22 protein-coding genes and 1 pseudogene are annotated in these 21,238 nt (G+C 72.5%); 13 read left to right on the plus strand and 10 right to left on the minus strand.

Features of this window, described 5'->3' with window-relative positions:
- Nucleotides 1–9: 9 nt before the first annotated feature.
- From AB0P41_RS32995 to AB0P41_RS33045, 11 genes are read left to right on the plus strand one after another with little or no spacing between them, the layout of a single operon-like run.
- Nucleotides 10–1,644, plus strand: a complete 1,635-nt coding sequence (locus AB0P41_RS32995; protein WP_365935782.1) for a carbamoyltransferase C-terminal domain-containing protein — start codon at nucleotides 10–12, stop codon at nucleotides 1,642–1,644.
- Complete coding sequence (locus AB0P41_RS33000) at nucleotides 1,641–2,630, plus strand: glycosyltransferase (protein ID WP_356714530.1); 990 nt, start codon at nucleotides 1,641–1,643, stop codon at nucleotides 2,628–2,630. Before AB0P41_RS32995 ends, AB0P41_RS33000 begins: the two co-directional genes overlap by 4 nt.
- Nucleotides 2,627–3,181 carry an HAD family hydrolase gene (locus AB0P41_RS33005; RefSeq protein WP_356714531.1) on the plus strand — a complete coding sequence of 185 codons (555 nt, stop codon included), beginning with the start codon at nucleotides 2,627–2,629 and terminating at the stop codon, nucleotides 3,179–3,181. Before AB0P41_RS33000 ends, AB0P41_RS33005 begins: the two co-directional genes overlap by 4 nt.
- A complete protein-coding gene (locus AB0P41_RS33010) occupies nucleotides 3,178–4,185 on the plus strand; it encodes a glycosyltransferase family 9 protein (RefSeq protein ID WP_365935785.1) in 1,008 nt (335 codons plus the stop codon). Before AB0P41_RS33005 ends, AB0P41_RS33010 begins: the two co-directional genes overlap by 4 nt.
- Nucleotides 4,182–5,144, plus strand: a complete 963-nt coding sequence (locus tag AB0P41_RS33015; protein WP_365935787.1) for a glycosyltransferase — start codon at nucleotides 4,182–4,184, stop codon at nucleotides 5,142–5,144. The genes AB0P41_RS33010 and AB0P41_RS33015 overlap by 4 nt, the downstream gene beginning before the upstream one ends.
- Nucleotides 5,141–6,382 (plus strand): glycosyltransferase, encoded by a 1,242-nt coding sequence (locus AB0P41_RS33020; protein ID WP_356714534.1) that lies wholly within the window; start codon nucleotides 5,141–5,143, stop codon nucleotides 6,380–6,382. The genes AB0P41_RS33015 and AB0P41_RS33020 overlap by 4 nt, the downstream gene beginning before the upstream one ends.
- Complete coding sequence (locus AB0P41_RS33025; RefSeq protein WP_365935789.1) at nucleotides 6,379–7,002, plus strand: SIS domain-containing protein; 624 nt, start codon at nucleotides 6,379–6,381, stop codon at nucleotides 7,000–7,002. Before AB0P41_RS33020 ends, AB0P41_RS33025 begins: the two co-directional genes overlap by 4 nt.
- Complete coding sequence (gene rfaE2 / locus AB0P41_RS33030; RefSeq protein WP_365935791.1) at nucleotides 6,999–8,480, plus strand: D-glycero-beta-D-manno-heptose 1-phosphate adenylyltransferase; 1,482 nt, start codon at nucleotides 6,999–7,001, stop codon at nucleotides 8,478–8,480. The genes AB0P41_RS33025 and rfaE2 overlap by 4 nt, the downstream gene beginning before the upstream one ends.
- A 2-nt stretch (nucleotides 8,481–8,482) precedes the next feature.
- Entirely contained in the window at nucleotides 8,483–9,496 is a 1,014-nt protein-coding gene (locus AB0P41_RS33035) for a glycosyltransferase family 9 protein (RefSeq protein ID WP_365935792.1), read from the plus strand.
- 25 nt (nucleotides 9,497–9,521) lie between these two features.
- Complete coding sequence (locus AB0P41_RS33040; RefSeq protein WP_365935873.1) at nucleotides 9,522–10,406, plus strand: glycosyltransferase; 885 nt, start codon at nucleotides 9,522–9,524, stop codon at nucleotides 10,404–10,406.
- Nucleotides 10,403–11,299 carry a glycosyltransferase gene (locus AB0P41_RS33045; protein ID WP_365935793.1) on the plus strand — a complete coding sequence of 299 codons (897 nt, stop codon included), beginning with the start codon at nucleotides 10,403–10,405 and terminating at the stop codon, nucleotides 11,297–11,299. Before AB0P41_RS33040 ends, AB0P41_RS33045 begins: the two co-directional genes overlap by 4 nt.
- Nucleotides 11,300–11,341: 42 nt before the next feature.
- Here the strand turns inward: AB0P41_RS33045 and AB0P41_RS33050 are convergent, their stop codons facing one another.
- The 8 genes and pseudogenes from AB0P41_RS33050 to AB0P41_RS33085 form a co-directional block, all read right to left on the minus strand.
- Complete coding sequence (locus AB0P41_RS33050) at nucleotides 11,342–12,331, minus strand: polysaccharide pyruvyl transferase family protein (protein ID WP_365935794.1); 990 nt, start codon at nucleotides 12,329–12,331, stop codon at nucleotides 11,342–11,344.
- Nucleotides 12,328–13,152: a SigB/SigF/SigG family RNA polymerase sigma factor gene (locus AB0P41_RS33055; protein ID WP_365935796.1), complete on the minus strand. Its 825-nt coding sequence runs from the start codon at nucleotides 13,150–13,152 to the stop codon at nucleotides 12,328–12,330. Before AB0P41_RS33055 ends, AB0P41_RS33050 begins: the two co-directional genes overlap by 4 nt.
- Nucleotides 13,153–13,286: 134 nt before the next feature.
- Nucleotides 13,287–13,628 carry a DUF3140 domain-containing protein gene (locus tag AB0P41_RS33060; protein ID WP_365935798.1) on the minus strand — a complete coding sequence of 114 codons (342 nt, stop codon included), beginning with the start codon at nucleotides 13,626–13,628 and terminating at the stop codon, nucleotides 13,287–13,289.
- On the minus strand, nucleotides 13,625–13,861 hold the full coding sequence (locus AB0P41_RS33065) for a DUF2945 domain-containing protein (RefSeq protein ID WP_356714542.1): 237 nt from the start codon (nucleotides 13,859–13,861) through the stop codon (nucleotides 13,625–13,627). Before AB0P41_RS33065 ends, AB0P41_RS33060 begins: the two co-directional genes overlap by 4 nt.
- 114 nt (nucleotides 13,862–13,975) lie before the next feature.
- Nucleotides 13,976–15,036, minus strand: a pseudogene (locus tag AB0P41_RS33070) (cytochrome P450).
- A 91-nt stretch (nucleotides 15,037–15,127) separates the two neighbouring features.
- Nucleotides 15,128–15,367, minus strand: a complete 240-nt coding sequence (locus AB0P41_RS33075) for a hypothetical protein (protein WP_356714544.1) — start codon at nucleotides 15,365–15,367, stop codon at nucleotides 15,128–15,130.
- Between the two features lie 100 nt (nucleotides 15,368–15,467).
- Nucleotides 15,468–15,794: a plasmid stabilization protein gene (locus AB0P41_RS33080; protein ID WP_356714545.1), complete on the minus strand. Its 327-nt coding sequence runs from the start codon at nucleotides 15,792–15,794 to the stop codon at nucleotides 15,468–15,470.
- Nucleotides 15,795–15,985: 191 nt separating this feature from the next.
- Nucleotides 15,986–16,396, minus strand: a complete 411-nt coding sequence (locus tag AB0P41_RS33085) for a four-helix bundle copper-binding protein (protein WP_365935800.1) — start codon at nucleotides 16,394–16,396, stop codon at nucleotides 15,986–15,988.
- A gap of 282 nt (nucleotides 16,397–16,678) precedes the next feature.
- Here AB0P41_RS33085 and AB0P41_RS33090 point away from each other — a divergent pair, with 282 nt between their 5' ends.
- Together AB0P41_RS33090 and AB0P41_RS33095 are read left to right on the plus strand one after the other, a co-directional pair.
- Nucleotides 16,679–17,659 (plus strand): TIGR03557 family F420-dependent LLM class oxidoreductase, encoded by a 981-nt coding sequence (locus tag AB0P41_RS33090; protein WP_356714546.1) that lies wholly within the window; start codon nucleotides 16,679–16,681, stop codon nucleotides 17,657–17,659.
- Nucleotides 17,660–17,872: 213 nt separating this feature from the next.
- Nucleotides 17,873–18,796 (plus strand): SDR family oxidoreductase, encoded by a 924-nt coding sequence (locus AB0P41_RS33095; RefSeq protein ID WP_365935801.1) that lies wholly within the window; start codon nucleotides 17,873–17,875, stop codon nucleotides 18,794–18,796.
- Nucleotides 18,797–18,961: 165 nt separating this feature from the next.
- Here the strand turns inward: AB0P41_RS33095 and AB0P41_RS33100 are convergent, their stop codons facing one another.
- Nucleotides 18,962–19,654 (minus strand): response regulator transcription factor, encoded by a 693-nt coding sequence (locus AB0P41_RS33100; protein ID WP_365935803.1) that lies wholly within the window; start codon nucleotides 19,652–19,654, stop codon nucleotides 18,962–18,964.
- Nucleotides 19,651–20,952 (minus strand): histidine kinase, encoded by a 1,302-nt coding sequence (locus AB0P41_RS33105; RefSeq protein ID WP_365935805.1) that lies wholly within the window; start codon nucleotides 20,950–20,952, stop codon nucleotides 19,651–19,653. Before AB0P41_RS33105 ends, AB0P41_RS33100 begins: the two co-directional genes overlap by 4 nt.
- Between the last annotated feature and the right edge of the window lie 286 nt (nucleotides 20,953–21,238).

A 21,238-nucleotide genomic window follows, 5' to 3' on the forward strand; every position in this document is an offset into this window, starting at 1 on the left:
AGGTTTCCCATGCGCGTCCTCGGTGTCAACGCACTCTTCCACGATCCCGCGGCAGCCCTGGTCGTCGACGGACGGATCGTCGCCGCCGCGGAGGAGGAACGTTTCAGCCGCCGCAAGCACGGCAAGAGGCCCCTCCCCTTCTCCGCCTGGGAACTGCCCGAGCTCAGCGCCCGATGGTGTCTGGAGCAGGCGGGTCTGCGCCCCGCCGACCTCGACGTCGTCGCCTACTCCTACGACCCGGGCCTCGCCCGTCCGGCCGGCGAGATGGGTCTCGACGATCCCTGGGACCATCTGCGCCAGGAGTACGCGCGCAGAGCCCCGGAATTCCTCGCCGAGGCCCTGCCTGGGCTCGACCCGGGCAAAGTGCGCTTCGTGGCCCACCACGTGGCGCACGCGGCATCCGCCGGACAGGCGTCGCCGCACCCGGACTGCGCCGTCCTGGTGCTCGACGGCCGTGGCGAGTGCGGGTCCCACCTCTCCGGCCGGTACGTCGACCGGCAGCTGACGGTCCTGGCCTCCCAGAAGCTGCCGGACTCGGTCGGTCTGTTCTACGAAGACCTCACCCAGCACCTGGGATTCCTGCGCAGCAGCGACGAGTTCAAGGTGATGGCGCTCGCCTCCTACGGGAAGCCGCGTTTCACCGACCGGCTGCGGGAGTTCGTACAGGCGGACGACACGGGCGGTTTCACCGCCCGGCCCGTGCCGTGGGCCTCGCTGGTGCCCGGACGTGAACCCGGCACCCCGTGGACCCAGGACCACGCCGATGTGGCGGCGAGCGCCCAGGCGTGTCTCGAGGACGTCGTCCTGGACCTCGCCCGGTGGCTGCACGGCCGCACGGGTGACGACGTGCTCGCCCTCGCCGGGGGAGTGGCGCTCAACTGCGTCGCCAACACACGGCTGTACCGCGAGGGGCCGTTCCGGGAGGTCTGGGTGCAACCCGCCGCGGGCGACGCGGGGACGGCTCTCGGAGCGGCCCTGCACGTGGCCGGCGAGAAGGAGCCCGTCGAGGCGATGCCCACTCCCGCTCTCGGCCGCGGCTGGAGCGACGACGAACTGCGCGGTTGGCTGGAGCGGGCCGCCGTGCCGTACGAGGAGCCCGACGACATCGCGGAGACCGTGGCGGAAGAACTGAGCCGGGACGGCGTCGTCGCCTGGTTCCAAGGGCGTGCCGAGTTCGGCCCGCGGGCCCTGGGCCACCGCTCGCTGCTGGCCCACCCGGGCCGCGCCGCGAACCTGGAGCGTCTGAACGCGGTCAAGGGGCGTGAGGAGTTCCGGCCGGTCGCGCCCATGGTGCTGGCGGAGCGGGCGGCCGAGCTCTTCGACGGCCCGCTGCCGAGCCCGTACATGTTGTTCGTCCACGATGTGGCCGAACAGTGGCGTGACCGGATTCCGGCGGTCGTCCACGTCGACGGCACCGCGCGGGTCCAGACCGTGGACTCCGCCGCCGAGCCGCTGGTTGCCCGGATGCTGGAAGCCTTCGAACGGCGCACCGGACTGCCCGTCGTCGTCAACACCAGCCTGAACACCGCCGGCCGGCCCATGGTGGACGATCCCCGTGACGCGCTGGAGTGCTTCGGATCCGCTCCCGTCGACCTGCTCGCGCTCGGGCCGTTCGCGATCCGGCGGGGAAAGGCGTTCGCATGAGCGCCCCGGTGGAGTACGCCGTGGTCGTCCCCACCATCGGCCGTGTCTGTCTCGCGGACTGCCTCCGGGCGCTGGCCGTCTCCTCCGGCCCACGTCCGGCGGAGGTCGTCGTGGTCGACGACCGCCCCGTGGCCGACGGCGCCCTGCCGCTCGGGCCGGTCGGTGCACTCCCCGTCCGTGTCCTGGCCACCGGCGGCCGCGGCCCCGCCGCCGCACGCAACGCGGGCGCGCGGGCGGTCGGCGCACCCTGGGTGGTCTTCCTCGACGACGACGTCCAGGTGCTGCCCGACTGGGCCGAGCGGCTGGCCGAGGACCTGGCCGAGGCCGACGACCGGACCGGGGGTGTCCAGGGGCGCCTGACGGTGCCACTGCCCGACGACCGCAGGCCCACGGACTGGGAGCGCGGCACCGCAGGACTGGAAGCGGCGGCCTGGGCCACCGCGGACATGGCCTACCGCGCGACGGCGCTCAAGGAGGCCGGCGGCTTCGACGAGCGGTTCCCGCGCGCCTTCCGCGAGGACGCCGATCTGGCGCTGCGCGTGAGGGGCGCGGGCTGGTCGCTGCGCCGCGGCCGGCGCGTCACCCGCCATCCGGTCCGCCCGTCCGGCCGCTGGGCGTCGGTGCGTGCCCAACGGGGCAACGCCGACGACGTGCTGATGAACCGTCTGCACGGACGCGACTGGTGGGCGCGCGCCGAGGCACCCCGGGGGCGGCTGCCCGGACACCTGGCCACGACGGGACTGGCTTGCGTCACCGTCCTCGCAGCGGTGGCCGGCCGGCGCAAGGGCGCCGCGCTCGCCGCGGCGCTCTGGACGGCGGCCACGGCTGAGTTCGCCTGGGCGCGCATCGCCCCCGGACCGAGGACCCGCCAGGAGGTCGTCACCATGGTGGCCACCAGCGTCGCCATTCCGCCCGTCGCCGTCCGGCACTGGCTCGGCGGGCAGATCAGGCACCGAGGTGTCCGGCCGCCGGGAGGAAACCGGTGAACGGAGACTCCCCCGCCCTCCGCCAGGTGTCCGCCGTGCTCTTCGACCGGGACGGGACGCTGGTGGAGGACGTGCCCTACAACGGCGACCCGGAACAGGTCAGGCTTCTGCCCGGAGCACGCGAGGCGGCCGACCTGCTGAGAGCCGAGGGCGTCGCGACCGGCGTGGTCAGCAACCAGTCGGGCATCGGCAGGGGACTGCTGCGCGAAGACGACGTGCTGCGGGTCAACCGGCGGGCCGACGAACTGCTCGGCACCCTCGGGACCTGGGTGTACTGTCCGCACACCCCGCAGGCCGACTGTGCCTGCCGCAAGCCACGACCGGGCCTCGTGATGGAGGCCGCCCGGCGCCTCGGCGTACGGCCACAGGCGTGCGTGGTGATCGGCGACATCCAGGCGGACGTCCTCGCCGCACGGGCGGCGGGCGCCCGCGGCGTCCTCGTCCCCAACGCCGCCACCCTGCGCTCCGAGGTGGAGGCGGAGCGCTGGACGGCGCCCGACGTACTGACGGCCGTACGGATGGTCCTGAGCCGGCGGGAGGACTTCACGTGAGGGCACTCGTCGTCCGGCTGGACAGCTTCGGAGACGTCCTGCTCGCCGGACCCGCTGTCCGCGCGGTCGCCGCGCACGCCTCCCGGGTGACCCTGCTGTGCGGGCCACGTGGTGAGCCGGCGGCCCGACTGCTCCCAGGGGTCGACGAAGTGATCGTCTGGGAGGCGCCCTGGGAGGGGGTGAGACCGCCGACCGTGGAGGACGCCGGCGTCGACGCCCTCGTCGGGCGGCTGCGGGAAGCCGTGTTCGACACCGCGCTGGTCCTCACCTCGTTCCACCAGAGCCCCCTGCCCACCGCGCTGCTGCTGCGCATGGCCGGCGTCCGCAGGATCGGCGCCGACAGCGTGGATCACCCCGGGACGCTGCTCGACGTACGGCACCAGCGGCTCCCGGACCGCCACGAGGCCGAGGCGGCGCTCGACACCGCCGTGGCGATGGGCTTCGCGCCGCCGCCCGGGGACGACCGCCGACTGCGGGTGCTGCCGTCCCCCGACACCGTGCCGCTGACCGGCAACGGGCCCTACGTCGTCGTCCATCCCGGGGCCAGCGCCCCGGCCCGCGCCTGGGGTCCCGAGCGGTGCGCCGACGCCGTCCAGCGCCTCGCGGACGCCGGACATCGCGTCGTGGTCACCGGCGGGCCGGACGAGACGGATCTGACACGCCGGGTCGGTGGTGACGTCGCTCTGGATCTCGGCGGGCGTACCGAGCCGCGCGTGCTGGCCGGCGTCCTGCGCAACGCCGACGTCCTGGTCAGCGGAAACACCGGACCGGCCCACCTGGCCGCAGCGGTCGGCACACCCGTCGTCTCGCTGTTCTCACCGGTGGTGCCGGCGGAACGGTGGGGCCCCTACGGGGTCCCGGCGGTAGTGCTCGGGGACCAGACGGCCCTGTGCGCCGGCAGCCGTGCCCGGCACTGTCCCGTACCCGGACATCCGTGCCTCGACGGCGTAACCCCCCGGGACGTGGTCCTGGCCGTCCACAAGCTCATCGAGGAGACCGCGTGAACATCCTCATCTGGCACGTACACGGCTCCTGGGCCACATCGTTCGTCCAGGGACCGCACACCTTCCTGATCCCCGTCACTCCGGACCGCGGCCCGGACGGCCTGGGGCGGGCGGCGACCTGGGACTGGCCGCCGAACGCCGTCGAGGTGCCCGCGGACCGGCTGCGGGACGCGGACGTGGACCTCATGGTGCTCCAGCGGCCCCACGAGCTGGAACTGGCGGCGGCCTGGACCGGGCGGCGGCCGGGCGTCGACGTGCCCGCCGTGTACGTCGAGCACAACAGCCCCGACGGAACGGCGGCCGGCACCCGGCATCCGCTGGCCGGCAGGGACGACATCCCCCTGGTCCACGTCACCCACTTCAACCGGCTGATGTGGGACAACGGGCGGGCCCCGACCACGGTGATCGAGCACGGCATCATCGACCCGGGGGCCCTGTGGACCGGCACGGAGCGACGGGCCGCCGTCGTGGTCAACGATCCCGTACGGCGCGGCCGTACCACCGGCACCGACCTGCTCCCGCGCTTCGCCCGCGCGGCGCCGCTGGACGTCTTCGGCATGCGTACCGAGGCACTCCCGGCCCACCTCGGACTGTCGGAGGACCGCTGCCGGGCGCGCGACCTGCCGCAGGGCGCGCTGCACCCGGCCATGGCCCGCTGCCGGCTCTACCTGCACCCGGTGCGGTGGACATCGCTCGGTCTCTCGCTGCTGGAGGCGATGTTCCTCGGCATGCCGGTCGTCGCACTGGACACCACGGAAGTCCGCGAAGCGGTGCCCGAGGACGCGGGAGTCGTCTCCAACCGCCTCGACGTCCTCGACGAGGCGGTCCGCGCCTTTCTCGCCGACCCCGGCCTCGCCGCCCGCACCGGGGAGCGGGCCAGGTCCGCCGCACAGTCCCGTTACGGGGTGCAGCGCTTCCAGGACGACTGGGAACATCTGCTGAAAGAGGTCACACGATGAGGTACGCCCGCCCCGCCTCCCTGCGTGTCGCTCTGGTCTCCGAGCACGCCAGCCCGCTGGCCGAGCTCGGCGGCCCCGACGCGGGCGGACAGAACGTGTACGTGGCCCAGCTCGCCGACCACCTCGCCCGGCGCGGGCACGACGTCACCGTCTACACCCGCCAGGACAGCCCCGACCTGTCGCCGGAGGTCGTCACACCCGGCAGGGTGCGTGTCGTCCACGTGCCGGCCGGGCCCGCTTCGCGCGTACCCAAGGACGAACTCATCGCCCACATGCCCGAGTTCGGTGCCTTCCTCGCCCGGCGGTGGCGGTCGGAGCGCCCGGACGTGGTGCACGCCCATTTCTGGATGTCGGGCACGGCGGCCATGATCGGCGTCCGCGGCCTCGGCGTTCCCGTGATCCAGACGTACCACGCACTCGGCACGGTCAAGAAGCGCCATCAGGGGGCGGAGGACACCAGTCCGCCCCAGCGGCTGGCGACCGAGGCGGCCATCGGCAACTCCTGCCGGCGGGTGCTGGCCACCTGCGCCGACGAGGTCGCGGAACTCGCCGCCATGGGCGTCGCACACGACCGCGTCTCCGTCGTCCCGTGCGGCGTCGACCCGCGTCACTTCGCCCCCTCCGGCGGCCCGGCAGGCGCGCCGTCGGGACCGCGGCGACTGGTCGCTGTCGGACGACTCGTGCGGCGTAAGGGCTTCGACCGGGCGATCCGGGCGCTCGCCGAGGTCCCGGACGCCGAACTCCTCGTCGCGGGGGGACCGCCGGCCGACCTCCTGTTCGCCGAGCCGGAGGCGGAGAGGCTGCGGAAGGTGGCCGAGGACCACGGTGTCGCCGACCGCTTCACCCTGCTCGGCTCGGTGCCCCACGGCCGGATGCCCGCTCTGATGTCCGGCGCCGACCTGGTTCTGTCGCTGCCCGACTACGAACCCTTCGGCATCGTGCCGATCGAGGCCATGGCATGCGGCACGCCCGTGGTCGCCACCGCCGTCGGCGGCCACCTCGACACCGTCGTGGACGGCGTCACGGGGGCGCTGGTCCCGCCCGCCGCGGACGGGGACCGCGACCTCGCCGCTGTGATCCGCACGCTGCTCGACGACCCGGTACGGCTGGCCCGTTACGGAGCGGCCGGCCGCGAGCGGGTGCTCGCGCACTACACCTGGGACCGCGTCGCCGACGGAGTCGCCCGCGTCTACAGCGCCGTGACCGCCACCCCCTCACTTTCGGGAGTCATCCGATGAACCGCACGCACCACGGCAAGCACTGCGACGACCTCGCGGACGCGCTCACCGCCTTCCGCGGTTCGTGCTCTCTCGTCCACCGGTGGGGGGCCGAGCTCGCCGGCCGCCTCGGCGCCGGAGCCAGGCTGCTCGTCGCCGGGAACGGCGGCAGCGCGGCCCAGGCCCAGCACCTGACGGCCGAACTGGTCGGTCGCTACCGCGACGACCGGCCGCCGTTCTCCGCCCTGGCACTGCACGCCGACACCTCTTCCACCACCGCGATCGCCAACGACTACGGGGTCCAGGAGGTCTTCGCCCGGCAGGTGTGCGCCCACGGCCGGGCCGGCGACGTCCTCATGCTCCTGTCGACCAGCGGCGCCAGCGCCAACCTGCTGTCGGCGGCGGTCGAAGCACGCCGTATCGGAATGACCGTATGGGCGCTGACCGGCCCGGCGCCCAACCCTCTCGAAGCGGCTTGCGACGAATCCCTGTGTGTGAACGCGCCGGTGTCGGCCACCGTCCAGGAACTCCACCTGGTCGCCGTGCACATGCTGTGTGAGGCGTTCGACCAGGCATGTGAGGAGAGCACGGCCGCCTCCGGCCGGAAGCCCGGCTTTCCGGCGGTCGAGGGAGCGCTGTGAGCCCGCTCGCCCCGCTGCTCGTCGTCGGAGACGCCCTGCTCGACCACGACCTGTCCGGCCGGGCCGACCGACTGGCCCCCGACGCGCCGGTGCCGGTGGTCCACGGCACCCGAAGGGTCACGAGGCCCGGCGGCGCCGCGCTCGCCGCGTACTTCGCGGCCCAGGACGGCCGCGAGGTCACCCTGGTCACCGCGCTCGGCGACGGTGAGGCGGGCCGCACCCTGCGGCTGCTCCTGGACGGCCTCGTCCGCGTCGTCGAATTGCCGCTCGCCGGAGAGCTGTCCTGCAAGACAAGGGTGATGGCCCAGGGCGTGCCGGTCCTGCGGCTGGACGACGGTGAGGGACGCGCCTCCGGGACGACGGACGAAGCGCTGGCCGCCGTCGGTGCGGCGGGCGCCGTCCTCGTCGCCGACTACGGCCGGGGTGCTGCCGACGTACTCCGCGAGGCCCTCGCCGGTGCCGCGGCCCGGGTGCCCGTCGTGTGGGACCCGCACCCCCGGGGCGGTCCGCCGGTGCGGGGAGTGCGACTGGTCACGCCGTCGGCGGCCGAGGCCCGGGATTTCGCCGCGTCCGCCCCCGGTGCCCGTGCCACCCCCGGCGAACCGTCTGCGCTCACCGGGTCCGGGGCGGGAGCCCAGGTCCGCCGGTCGGCCGACGACGCCCGCGAACTGATCCGGGCCTGGGGGGTCACCTCCGTCGCGGTGACCCTCGGTGCGGGAGGCGCGCTGCTGACGCACGGCGGGGACCCGCTGCTGGTGTCGGCCCCTCGGTCCGTGGAGGGGGACGCCTGCGGAGCGGGCGACCGCTTCGCCGCGACCGCCGCTTGCCTGCTCGCCGACGGCGAGCTGCCGGAGACCGCCGTCCAGGAGGCCGTACGCGCCGCCACCCGGTACGTCGAGGACGGCGGGGCCAACGGACTCCGCCTCGACACGGCTCCAGCCGCTCCCGAGGCCGACACCGGCGCGGCGGAAGCCGACACGGCCCCGGACCCGTTCGCACTGGCGGCCCGGGTGCGCGCGGAGGGCGGCACGGTCGTGGCCGCCGGCGGCTGCTTCGACCTCCTGCACGCCGGGCACGTCGCACTGCTCCAGGCGGCCCGGCGCATCGGCGACTGCCTGGTCGTGTGCGTCAACTCCGATGCCTCCGTGCGGCGGCGCAAAGGCGGTTCGCGGCCTCTCGTTCCGGCCGACGACCGGGTCCGGGTCCTGCTGGCTCTCGGCTGTGTCGACGCGGTCGCCGTCTTCGACGAGGACACCCCCGAAGAGCTGCTGGCGGAACTGCGGCCTCACATCTGGGCCAAGGGCGGCGACTACGCGCTGACCCGGCTTCCCGAAGCGCGGCTCGTGCGGAGCTGGGGAGGAGAGGTGGTGCTCCTGCCCTATCTGGACGGCAGGAGCACCACCCGGCTCGCCGAACGGGCGGCCCTCGGACCGGCCGACCACCCCGCGGGCCACCGCCGTCCGGCCAGGAAGGCGTGACGATGCCCTCCTCGCGGCCCCGCGTGCTCGTCCTGCGCGCTCTCGGCCTCGGTGATCTCCTCGCGGCGGTGCCCGCGCTGCGAGGCGTACGCCGTGCGTTTCCACGCCACGAGATCGTGCTCGCCGCCCCGTCCTCGCTCCGGGACGCCGCGCTGGCCACGGAGGCAGTGGACACGCTTCTTCCGGCCTCGGCCCCCCGGCGCGGGGTCCCGGAGCTCACCGGCTGGCAGGGTGCTCCGCCGGACGTCGCGATCGACCTGCACGGAAACGGTTCCGAGAGCCACGGCGCACTCGCCGCGCTCGGCCCACGCCGGATCCTGTCGTACTCCTGCCCGTCACCGGGTGCGGCCGCGCCGCCCGTATGGCGGGGCGAGGACCACGAAAGGGAACGCTGGTGCCGGCTGCTCAAGGCGTACGGCATCGAGGCGGACCCACGGGACGTCCTGCTGCCGTCTCCGCCCGGCCCCTCTCCGGCGCCGGGCGCCGTCGTGGTGCACCCCGGTGCCGAGGCCGCCGCCCGGCGGTGGCCCGCCGGACGCTTCGCGACCGTGATCCGCGCGGTGCTCGCAACGGGCCGCCGCGTCGTCGTGACCGGCGGCCCCGGCGAGGAGGCACTGGCGTCGGCCGTGGCGGACGCCGCCGGCGACGGGACCGTGGAGGTGCTGTCCGGCGGACTTCCCTTCGCGGAGCTGTCCGCACTGGTCGCCGGGGCCGCCTGCCTGGTCAGCGGAGACACCGGTCCCGCTCACCTCGCCGTCGCCCATGGAACCCCCTCGGTGACCTTGTTCGGCCCGGTGGCTCCGCGCCTCTGGGGGCCACCCCCGGAAGACCCGCGCCACACGGCGCTCTGGTACCCCGGCCCGCCCGGAGACCCGCACGGCACCACGGCCGACCCGTCGCTGCTCCGTATCGGCGCGGGCGAGGTGATCGCGTCCGTACTGGCGCACATCCGCCCGGGGGGTGCGACCGGCGGCCGGGACGGATCGCGGCCGGTGGGGGCGAACGGCTGTGCCTGAGGCCGACCCGAGGACCACCGTCGCCATGATCACCAAGGACCGGCCCGACAGCGCCCTGCGCACCCTCGACCGGCTGGCGGCGCTGCCCGAGCGGCCTCCCGTCGTGGTGGTCGACAACGGTCTGGACCCCGCGGTGACCGAGGCGCTGCGCGCCCATCCGGCGGGCGCGCAGGTACTGGCACCCGGTCGCAACACGGGGGCGCTGGGCCGGAACCTGGCGGTGCGCCACGCGGCCAGCCCGTACGTCGCCTTCAGCGACGACGACTCCTGGTGGCAGGCGGGCGCCCTACGGCGAGCCGCCGACCTTCTCGACGCACACCCGCGCCTCGGACTCCTGGCGGCCCGCAGCCTGGTCGGTCCCGAGCAGCGTGACGACCCGTTGAACGAACTGCTGGCCCGCTCGCCGCTGCCGCCCGACCCAGGACTGCCGGGGCGGCCGGTCCTCGGCTTCCTCGGTTGCGCGTGCGTCGTCCGGCGGCGCGCCCACCTCGACGCGGGCGGCTACCACCCACTGCTCTTCTTCGGAGCCGAGGAGACACTGCTGGCCTACGACCTGGCGGCAGCCGGCTGGGGCGTGTCCTACGACCCGTCCGTGACCGCATACCACCACCCCGACCCCGGCGAGCGCCCCGGCCGCACCGTACTGCTGCGTCGTAACGCCCTTCTCACCGACTGGCTTCGGCGCCCTGTCCGCCTGGCACTCCGGCACACCCTCGCGCTGAGCGCCGCCGCGGTGCGGGGCGACGCCGGGGCCGCCGCGGCGCTGGGAGGGGTCGCGGCGCGGATGCCCGCCGCGCTCCGGCTGCGCCGCCGCCTGCCCCTTCGGGTCGAACGGACCGTGCGTCTGCTGGAGGAGTACGTGCCCGCCGCATCGGCGTACGAGGACGCGGGAGAACGGAGGACGACATGACCGATCACCGTGTCACCGTGGTGGTGATCACCCACAACCGCAGGCCCGAGCTGCTGCGCACGCTCCACGCCCTGAGCGACCTGCCCGAGAGGCCACGGGTCGTCGTCACGGACAACGCCTCCTCGGACGGCACCGCCGAGGCGGTGACGCGGCTCTTCCCCGAGATGACCTTGCTGACCCCCGGCCGCAATCTCGGCGCGGTGGGGCGGAACCTGGCGGTGGCGGAGGTGCGGAGCCCCTATGTGGCGTTCTGCGACGACGACACCTGGTGGGAGCCGCTGTCCTTGCGGAAAGCCGCCGACATCCTCGACACCCGTCCGCGACTGGCCGCCGTCACCGCGCGCATCGTCGTGGAACCGTCGGGGGAGGAGGACCCCGTCGTCGCGGAGCTGCGCGACTCACCGCTCGCCGGGCCTGACTGGCTGCCCGGCCCCGCCCTGGGCTCCTTCCTCGCCGCCGCGACAGTCATGCGGACGGACGCCTTCCGGTCGGTGGGCGGGTTCCATCCCGGACTGTGGCTGGGAGGCGAGGAGGAACTGCTCGCCACCGACCTGCTGCAGCGAGGATGGTGGCTCAGCTACGTGCCGGACCTCCTGATCCACCATGCGGCGTCCGAGGCCCGGGACAGCACCGAGCGGCGCGTACTGGGACTGCGGAACACGCTCTGGTTCACCTGGCTGCGCCGCCCCTTCGTCCCCGCCGTACGCCGGACCGTTCACCTCCTGTGCACGGTCCCACGGGACAGGGCATCGTTGAGGGCCTTCGGGCGGGCGGTGGCCGGCCTGCCCTGGGTGCTCCGCAGGCGGCGGCCCGTGTCACCTCCTGTCGAGGCACGGCTGCGCACCCTGGAACGGGCCCGCCGCGCGTACACCGCCCGCCGGTACGTGGGCTGACCGGCGGCGGCCCGGGAAGTCAGATGCGGCCGGGCCGCCGCCTCACGGGCGGGGCGGGTGCGCGGCGGTGTCCCCGCCGAGCATCCGTGCGCGGCGGCGGCGGGCCGCGGACGCACCGGCCGGGGAACGGCACCAGTCCCACCAGCGGTCCAGGAGTTCCGGCGAGACACTCTCGCCGGACAGCACCGCCGGCCACCGAAGGAGGTGCGCCTGCGCCGTCACCTTGGCGCCGCCCCGTACGGGATCGACCGCCAGGGCGGGGACGCCGGCGCGCAGCGCGAGCACCAGGCCGTGCAGCCGGTCGGTGACCATCAGATCGAGCCGGCCGAGCAGTGAGAGGTACTGGTCCGGGGTCCGGCAGTGACGCCAGTCGTCGTGGGCCAGCCGGGTGTCGGCGTCGATCCGCGCACAGTCCTTGCCGGCGAGCCAGGGCAGCACGGTTCCGGCGACACTGTCGTGGAGGCGGCGCTCGCCGTACTCCCCCTGCCCATGGGTCAGGGCGATCCCCACGACCGGAGTGGGAACCATCGGGGGAGCGGCGGCCGACAGGTCCGGGAGAGTACCGCCGTCCGGACCGTCGCGCTCCAGGACGCGGTGGAAGCCGCCGGCTGCCGGGCTGTCCCGTACCACCACGCTGACTCCCACAGCCACGCGTCTGCATGAGGCGTAGCGCTGGTGCAACGCAGCGATCTGCTCCCCGTGGAGCGGGCCGCAGACGAACAGAAGATGGCTGTAGTCACCGGGACGCGCGTCGTCGAGCGTCAGCGCGCCCGGGGCGAAGACCGGACTCCAGGCCGTGTCATGCGGGACCTTCAGCCGTTCGAGAGCGGCCGCCACCGCCCGTTGTGCCAGCGCGTCCCCGGCCGTCACCTCGCCGTCCAGAAAGCTGAACCAGCCGGTGACCAGTACTCGGCACCCGTCGCGGGGGCCGGGTGCCTCATCGAGCAGCAACTCCTCCAGCAGCGACTTCTCCAGAACGGACGACAGACCTGGCCGTGTGGCTGACTCGGCAGGCCGGTCCGAGGCGGTCAAGCCGACTCCCGCAGGGCGGAGGCGCGCAGTCGCGCACAGGACCGGTGGAGCAGCCGGGACACGTGCATCTGCGAGATGCCGAGCACCTCCGCGATGTTCACCTGGCTCATGTCGCGGAAGTACCGCAGGTAGAGCACCGTACGTTCGCGTTCCGGAAGCGCCCTCAGCCCCGGCTTGACGGCCTCTCGGTCGACGGCGACGTCGAGGGCCCGGTCCCAGAAGCCGAGCCGGTCCGCCAGGCTGGTTCGGCCGTCCCCCTGCGGCTCGGCGTCCAAGGAAAGGGCGCTGTAACCGTTCAGAGCCTCCGTGCCCAGCCGGACGTCGTCCTCGCCGAGGCCCGTGTCCGCGGCGATCTCGGCGCAACTGGGCAGGCGCCCCCCGTCGGCCTGGGCGAGCTCGCGCCGGGAGACCCGTATACGGTTGCGCAGGTCCTGGACCCGGCGCGGGACATGGACGTCCCACGTGTGGTCGCGGAAGTGCCGTTTCAGCTCGCCCGTCACTGTCGGGACGGCATAGGTCTCGAAGGCCTTGCCCCGGAAGGGGTCGTACCGGTCCACCGCCTTCACCAGCCCCATCGCTGCCACCTGACGGAGATCGTCCACGCTCTCGCCGCGGTAGCGGAACCGCGAGGCGATCCGGTGCGCCATCGGCAGCCACGAGCAGACGGTGTCGTTCCTCAGCGCGTCCCGTTCCGGCCCCGGGGGAAGCGTGCGCAGCCTCCGGAACGCCGCGTCGGTCGAGGGACACAAACCGTCCCGTGCCTGTGCCGTGGCGGGTGGGATCTCATGACGCCGCTGCTTCGGCTGTCGCTGGTCGGGCATGACGATCGCTCCCTTGCCCCGGGGTGCGGACACCGGCCTCCGGGTGCCCTGTGGCGGTCGGTGACGTCGGTTCGTGGACTGCCCGCCTCCATGCCCGTCCACGACGGCAGTACTCGGACAGGCGGGGGAGGCCGCTACTTCTCCGGGTCGTGGCCCCAGTTCATCAGTGAGTAGCGCCAGCGGGTGTCACTCACGTCGCCTTCAGGACGCTGTTCGACGTGCCGCCGCACAAAGCCGGTGACCTTGCGCATGTGGGCGAGGTCGCTGTCGCCGAGGTCGTCCTGCCGGGTGCGCAGCAGCTCCACGATCCGGCGGCCGGAGGCATGACCCGTGGACTCCTCGCCGTCATCCTTCTGACCCGCCTCGCGCGACCGGTCGGTGTCGAGCCACTTCTCCAGCTCCCCGGCGGTCATGTTGACCGCCTCGCCGAAGCGGTCGAGCGTGTCCTGCCGGTCCTCGTCGGTCCCGCCGCTCATGAGCCGCCCCCGCCCTTCTTCTTACGCAGTGACTCCGGCTTGTGGACGGCGTTCCTGCCCGTCTCATCGCTCCGCACCTCGTACTGCGGTTCGTCCTCGGAGGCGTCCACGGTCCGGCCCGCGGCCCGGGTGCGCTCATCGATCTTCCTGGTGACGGACCCCTCGACTTCCTGCCCGTGGCTCTTCCAGGTGACGTCGTCGCCCTCGGAGAGTTTCTTGTCCTTCTTCGGCATGGTGAAGTCCTTCCGCTACCGACCGCAGCCGCTCACCGGCCGCGTGCGCGTGCCCGGCCCTGCCAGGATGGCGGTTGGGCGGCCCATGCGCACGGCGACAGGGGCAGCCGCTCCTCACACGATGCCGCTCATGAGGAATCCGCTGCGAGGCGACGTGGGGATGCGCCGCAGCGGAACGGTGAGGTCCTGGGCGGGCACGTCGTAGCGCAGTGCCGCCAGCCGGGGGACGAGCGTCTCGAGCACCCTCGGCGTGAGGGACCTTGCTGCCCGCAGGGATGTCCTGCCCCGCCCAGCGCAGATCGGCGGCCGCGAGGCCACCGATGAAGGGCGCGAAGGGGTAGAAACGCCGGATCTCGTGGGCGAAGGCACGCGCGTAGGCGGCGTCGCCCTCGGCAAAGACCTTGCGGTGCTCGGGCCGGCGATGCAAGGCGTGCGCGGCGAAGGTGAGGAACCAGGTGACCGCGACCGTCGGGCGGATGACGTTCAGGACCTCGACCGCCGCCGTGTGCGGATCGAGCGGTTGGCCGTCCGCGTCACGATGGGCGGCCACCGTCGCCAGTACAGATGCCGGCGGAGCCATTTCCGTTCCGGTTCTGAGCCTCTCGACACGCCGGGCCAGCCTGGCTTACTGACGGCTGCGGGCGCGGCGCGCCCGCAGGTGGCGGGGCCCCGCGGGACAGGAAACCGTCGACCATGGCCACGAGATCGCGAGCGGTCTCCTCGGCTTCACCACGGGCCACGGGGATCCCGGCCCACGTGCAGACGGCGCGGGTGAGGAGCACGCTCCCCTCGTCGAAGAACACCACCTGGTCGCGGCCTGCCCACTGCTGGTGGGCGTCGTCCCAAGCGGCCTCGAGGTGGCCGGAAAGGCTGTCGAGGCCACCGTGGTCCTTGAGCAGGGACGTGAACAGGGCCTTGCGCACCCGATGCGCCTGGCCGTCGAGCGTGTGGACCGCGCCGCGGCCGAAGAGGGTGTCGAGAAGAGGACCCGGCAGGGCGCCGTGGCGCTCGATGTGGCTCTCGTCGTAGAAGAACCGGACCGCCTCGGGGCCGTGCACCGCCATCGCGTCCTTGCCCATGAGCCGGCAGTGCACAGGTCTGCCACGGCTGCGTCGGCGCCGGTCGGGCAACCACGCGTACCCCTCGGTCAGCACTGCCAAGGTGCTGCCGAACATGCAGGGCCTCCGCTTGGTGGCCGGGTACGAGGACCGCACACGGGTGGACGGGCAGGCGGGCCGAAAGCCGGGTGGGCGTCGGCGGTACAACTCAGGCGCCGTCCGGCTCGCTGTGCTCCTGTTCCTTCTCGTTCGGGGTCATCGCGTCCCCGCTCTCCCCGTCCTTGCGCCGTCGCTCGTCGTCGTCCCCCACACGGGTCCCGGCCTCCTCCACCTCGTGGAGGACCTCGCCGAGAGCCGTGCCGGGGCGCTGGTCACGGGAGGACGACTCGGAGTCCTCCCTGGGGTGTTCAGGCTGTGGATCACGCTTCGAGGGGGAACCCTGCGGCATGACGCCGCCTCCTTCCCGGGCCGACCGGTCCGGCTCGTCGTACTCGTACTCGTTCGCCACTGCGCGTACCCGGCGCTCCTCGCGACCGGTGGATGTGTCCTCAGCGGCCCAGCGCCTTGCTCAACTGCTCCTTGTTCATCGACGACCGGCCTTCGATGTTCTTCTTCTTGGCCTCTTCGTACAGCTGGTCCTTGGTCGGCCCTCCGGGGCCGCTGTGTGAACGCTGACCACCGCGCTCGGAAGCTGACTTGGGGTCCCGTGTGGACGTCTTGCTCGCCGACTCCGACTCTCCCGAGCGGGCCCGTTCCTTGTTGACCGTACGGGCGGCGATCTCCTTCGCCCGCTTCTCGGATGTGCCGCGCTTCTCGGCACCTTCCTTGATGTGTTCGTACTGGCGCTCACGCTTGGGGCTGGATCCTGCGGGCATGGCACACTCCTTCTCTCGATCCGGCCGGCGAGCCTCCACGACTCGCGGCGTATGGACGGCTACCCCCATAACAGCCGCAAAACCCGGGGCTCGCGATCCGAGCGCCTGCCCCGAGGCATGACCTGCCGACGGGGGCCGACCGGCGCGGCAAGACCGGCCGACAGTCGTCCGGGCCAGGCTCGTGTCGGCCGTCAGACCAGGGACGAGAGCAGGGCGTCGCACGCCTGTTCGCAGCGGCGGCACGCATCGGCGCAGACCCGGCAGTGGTCGTGCTGGTCGGCATGGCTCGCGCATTCGTCGCCGCAGACTTTGCAGACGGTGGCGCAGGCTTGGAGGACGGCCCGGGTGACGGCGGCGTCGTAGCCCGTACGGCGCGAGAGCACCGCGGCGGTCGTCCGGCAGACATCGGCGCAGTCGGTATCGGTACGGATGCACTTCGTGAGGTCCGCGACCATCTCTTCCGACAGACAGGCGTCCGCGCAAGCGGTGCACGCCTGGGCGCAGGCGACGCACTCCTCGATGCAACGGATGAGCTTGTCGCGGTCCATACCGCTCAGGGCCCCGGGGTAGGTGTCGAGCATGTCCCTGACCACAGTGGTCATGAGTACCTCCAGCAGTGCGGGATGTCAGTGCGCGGCAGCAGCCGCCTTCTACGGGTAACACCGAGGACGGCCGGTGAAACCCGCCGCGGCAGCGCGTACGGCGGCACCGGGTCCGGCCCACCCGCCACGGGCGCGTCCGCAGCTGAGCGGCGGGGCCCTCCTCGCTGCCGGCGGATATCGGCAGGCGCTGCCGGCGGGTATCGGCAGGCGTTAGACCCTGCCGTCCAGGGGTACCCCTGTCCGGATGCCATGACCGCAACATCGCAGAGGAATGGGGATCACATGCAGGTGGGTTACAAGCTGGCCGCCGAGGCGTTCGGCCCGGCGGAGCTGGTGAGGCAGGCGGTTCTCGCCGAGCAGGCAGGTTTCGACTTCGTCGAGATCAGCGACCACTACCACCCCTGGCTCGACAACCAGGGACACTCGCCGTTCGCCTGGACGGTGCTGGGCAGCATCGCGGCCAAGACCTCACGGATCGGGCTGGCGACCGGCGTGACGTGTCCGACCGTGCGCTATCACCCAGCGATCATCGCTCAGGCGGCCGCCACCCTCGCTCTGCTCTCGGAGGGCCGTTTCGTCCTCGGCCTCGGTTCAGGTGAGCGGCTCAACGAGCACGTCGTCGGCAGGGGCTTCCCCGACGCCGTGAGCACCCGGCACGAGCTGCTCAGGGAAGCCCTGGAAATCATCCGGCTGCTGTGGAGCGGGGGCTACCGCTCCTACGAAGGGAAGCACCTGCGGGTGGAGGACGCCCGGGTCTTCGACCTTCCCGAGGAACTGCCGCTGATCGCGGTGGCCGCCAGCGGACAGGCGTCGACGCGCATCGCGGCCGAACTGGGTGACGGTCTGTTCGCCACCGAGGCCAAGCCGGACATCGTGCGGCAGTACGCCGACGCCGGCGGCACCGGTCCGCGCTACGCGGAGGTCCCCATGGCCTGGGCGCCCGACGCGCACACCGGGGCGAAGGCGGCCCTGGAGACCTCGCGATGGGCGGTGACCGGGTGGAAGGTCATGAGCGAGCTGCCCAACCCGGTCAACTTCGACGCCGCGACCAGCACTGTGCGCGAGGAGGACATCCTCGAGAAGTTCGCCTGCGGCCCGGACCCCGCTCGGTACGTCGAAGTGGCTCAGCAGTTCGTCGACGCCGGCTTCGACCGGCTGGTCATGCAGAACGCCGGGCCGGACCCGGACGGCTTCGTCGACTTCTATCAGCGCGAACTCGACGGGCGTATCCGACAGCTCGAGCCGAGCGACACGCGAGCCTGAAGCGTGCGCGGGCCCGGCGGGGCACCCCGGGTCCGGGGTACCTGCGGATGAACGGTACGGCCCCGGCGGGCCGTACCGGCAGACCCGCCCGTGTCCCGCGTCCTGCCGAGTGCACCTCTTGTACGCCTCGTTTGAGTACCCATGAGTCGGGACAGGCGCCACTGAGCGCTGCCGGAAGGCGGCGCCGACGCACTGCGAAGGCTGGTGACTGTAGTGAGCAACGAGACGGGCCGTGGACCGGCCGACCGCCCGGCGATGCCTCAGGAGGAGGCGGAGATCTCCCCGCCTTACCGTTTCAGGCGTCAGCAGCGTCCGGGCCTGGAGGGGCGGATGGAAGTCCGCCCGCGCTATCTCGCTCCCCACTACCGGGGTGCCGGAAAGCTCGCGGGGAAGGTGGCGCTGATCACAGGGGGCGACTCAGGCATCGGCCGTGCGGTCGCCGTGCTCTACGCCCGAGAAGGCGCGGACGTGGCCATCGTCTACCTGCCCGAGGAACAGCCCGACGCGGAAGAGGCTCGTGAAGCGGTCGAGAAGGAAGGGCGGACGTGCCTGCTTCTGCCCGGGGACCTCTGCGAGCCGGCGTTCTGCGCCGACGTGGTCCAGCGGACGGTGGACGAGCTGGGCGGGCTCAACGTCCTGGTGAGCAACGCCGCCTATCTCAACAGCCAGAACAGCCTCTCCGACCTGACCGCCGAAGATTTCGACCGTGTCTTCAAGACCAACGTCTACGCGTACTTCCACCTGGTCATGGCCGCGCTGCCGCACCTTTCCCATGGTGACGCCGTCATCGCCACCTCGTCGGAGGAAGCACTCAAGGGCAGCGACATGATGATGGACTACGCCGCCTCGAAGGCGGCCATGGTGGTCTTCACCAAGTCCATCGCCTCCCACCTCGCCGAACGCGGCATCCGTGCCAACGTGGTCTCACCTGGGCCCACCTGGACCGTGCTCAACCTGTCGGGTCAGCGCTTCCCTGACGAGTACCTCACCGATCTGGGCAGTTCCGCCCCCATGGGACGTGTGGCTCAGCCGGAGGAGGTAGCCCCCGCCTACGTCTACCTGGCCTCCGATGCCGACTCGAGTTTCACCGTGGGAGAGGTGATCGCCGTCACCGGCGGCCTGACGGACACCCGGTGAGCCCTGTCCGAACCGCGACCTATCCGGGGTCGAGGTGACCCACCCGGCCCCCGTCACCGGCGACAAGGGCACCGTCATAGGGTTCGTCACCATGGAGGACGTACGTACCGGAAGAGCTGGCCGGCCCCGCTCCCTCCTGCTGATCCCGGGAAACCCGGCCTCGGCCTAGGTTCGTTCAGCGGCGGCCTCGCGTTCGCCTGTGCTGACCAGCCCAGTCTCGTACGCGACGATGACGGCCTGGACACGGTCACGGAGTCCGAGCTTGGCGAGGATGCGGGCGACGTGTGTCTTGACGGTCGTCTCCGCCAGGTGGAGGCGGGCGGCGAGTTCGGCGTTGCTCAGTCCTCGGGCCAGCAGGCCGAGGACCTCCAGTTCGCGCGGAGTGAGCGAGGCGAGGTCGCGGTGGAGGGTGGCGGCGCCACCGCTGTCACGCTCCGCGAAACGCTGCACGAGGCGGCGGGTGATGGATGGCGCCAGGAGGGCGTCGCCGGTACGGACGGTGCGGACGGCCGCGGTCAGGTACTCGGGAGTGACGTCCTTGAGGAGGAAGCCGCTGGCCCCGGCGGCCAGGGCCGCGTAGACGTACCGGTCGAGATCGAAGGTGGTCAGCATAATGACGCGGGGCTCGCCCGGGGCGCCGGTGAGGATGCGGCGGGTGGCCTCCAGACCGTCCGTCTCGGGCATGCGGACGTCCATCAGGACCACGTCGGGACGTGTGCGGCGGGCCGCTGCGACTGCTTCGGTGCCGTTGGTCGCCTCGGCGACGACATCGATGCCGTCCGCGCCGAGGATCATCCGGAATCCGGTGCGGACGAGGGTCTGGTCGTCGGCGAGGAGGACACGCAGCGGCTCGGTCATGGTGCCTCCAAGGGGATCAGGGCCTCCACACGGTAGCCGCCGGCCCGGGACCGGCCGGTGTCCAGGGTTCCGTCGTAGACGGCGAGACGCTGGCGCAGGCCGATCAGCCCCCGCCCGGTGCCGTCGGCCGTGCCCCCGCCCGCGTGTCCTCCGGTATCGGTGACCTTCACTCGAAGCTGGGCCCGGCCGTAATCGACGGTCACGGCGGCGGTGGCACCGGCGGCGTGCTTCACGGTGTTGGTCAGGGCTTCCTGCACTACGCGGTAGGCGGCGAGTTCGACGCCGGGCGGGAGAGGGCATGGCGGGCCGGTCACCCTCAGGTCGACCGGCAGCCCGGTGTCCCGAACCCGCTCGACCAGGGATTCAAGCTGGGCCAAGCCGGGTTGCGGGGCCGGCACCGCATCCGGATCCTCCATCCCTGTCACCTCGCTCTCGTCGGCCATGGTGAGCAGTCCCATCACGTGGCGCAGTTCGGTCATGGCCGCTCGCCCGCCCGCCTCGACGGCGAGGAGTGCCCCGTCGGCCTGCTCGGGGGAGGTTTTCATGATCTTGCGGGCGGCTCCGGCCTGGATGATCATCACACTGACGTTGTGTGTGACGACGTCGTGCAGCTCACGGGCGATCCTGGCACGCTCGTGCTCGACGGCCCGGCGTAGCGCATCGACTTGTTCGCGTTCCAGGGCGGAGAGCCGGGCGCGCCCCTCGTCCGTACGGAGCTTCCAGGTACGCAGGCCGACCGCGGCCACGGCCATCGGGACCAGGATCAGCAGGGCGATGTATTCGTTGGGGACGATCGGGGTCACCGAGTTCCCCGAGGCGCTGACCAGGAGGACCGACGTCGGCAGCGCCGCCAGGGTCGCCACCCGGCAGGGGCTGTACACGGCTGCGCTGTAGACGGCGATGACGAAGGCGTAGAAGGTCAGCCGCAGGACGCTCTGCGGTGTCGCCAGTGTCGCGGCCGTCACGACGCACAGCACGGCCAGCGGATAGCGGCGCCGCAGTACCAGGGAGCCCGAGGCGATGAACGCGAGGGTCACCATGAAGGCCATGCCGACGGGGCCGTTCGGGCGTGGAATGACGCGCTCCACCCCGGGCGCGACCTCCCGCAGCACCACGTTGTCGGCGTTGTCGACGCCGTAGTACACGGTGGCGACACCGATCGTCACAGCCACCAGCACGTCGAACTGCCAGGCGCGCCTGGTGGGCCGCAAAGGCGGACCACCAGGGAGCCAGAGGTCGCGGACCGTCTGACGCGCGGATTCCTGAAGCCGCTCCAGCCCCGTATGTACGTTCGTCACCGGTTCATTGTTGCTGCCCCGCTGTCCCGCGGAGTCCGCCGCGGCGGTCATATCCGTCGCACCGGGTACGTCACCCGCCTACATCGCAGGGATGACGTCTGCGGGGCTCGTCCCAGCGCGGTACCGAAATGGGTTCGAGCGGGTGACGTGCGACAGCCGGACCCGCTCCTAAGTTGCATGAAGCCAACTGCCCTACCCTAGGAGCCGTTTCATGACCATGCCGGTGATCGAACTGTGTGAGGTGAGCCGTCGCTACGACGGCCCGTCCGCTCCGAGTGGAGAACGG

It is taken from the genome of Streptomyces sp. NPDC079167, from assembly GCF_040686735.1.
GTDB lineage: Bacteria > Actinomycetota > Actinomycetes > Streptomycetales > Streptomycetaceae > Streptomyces.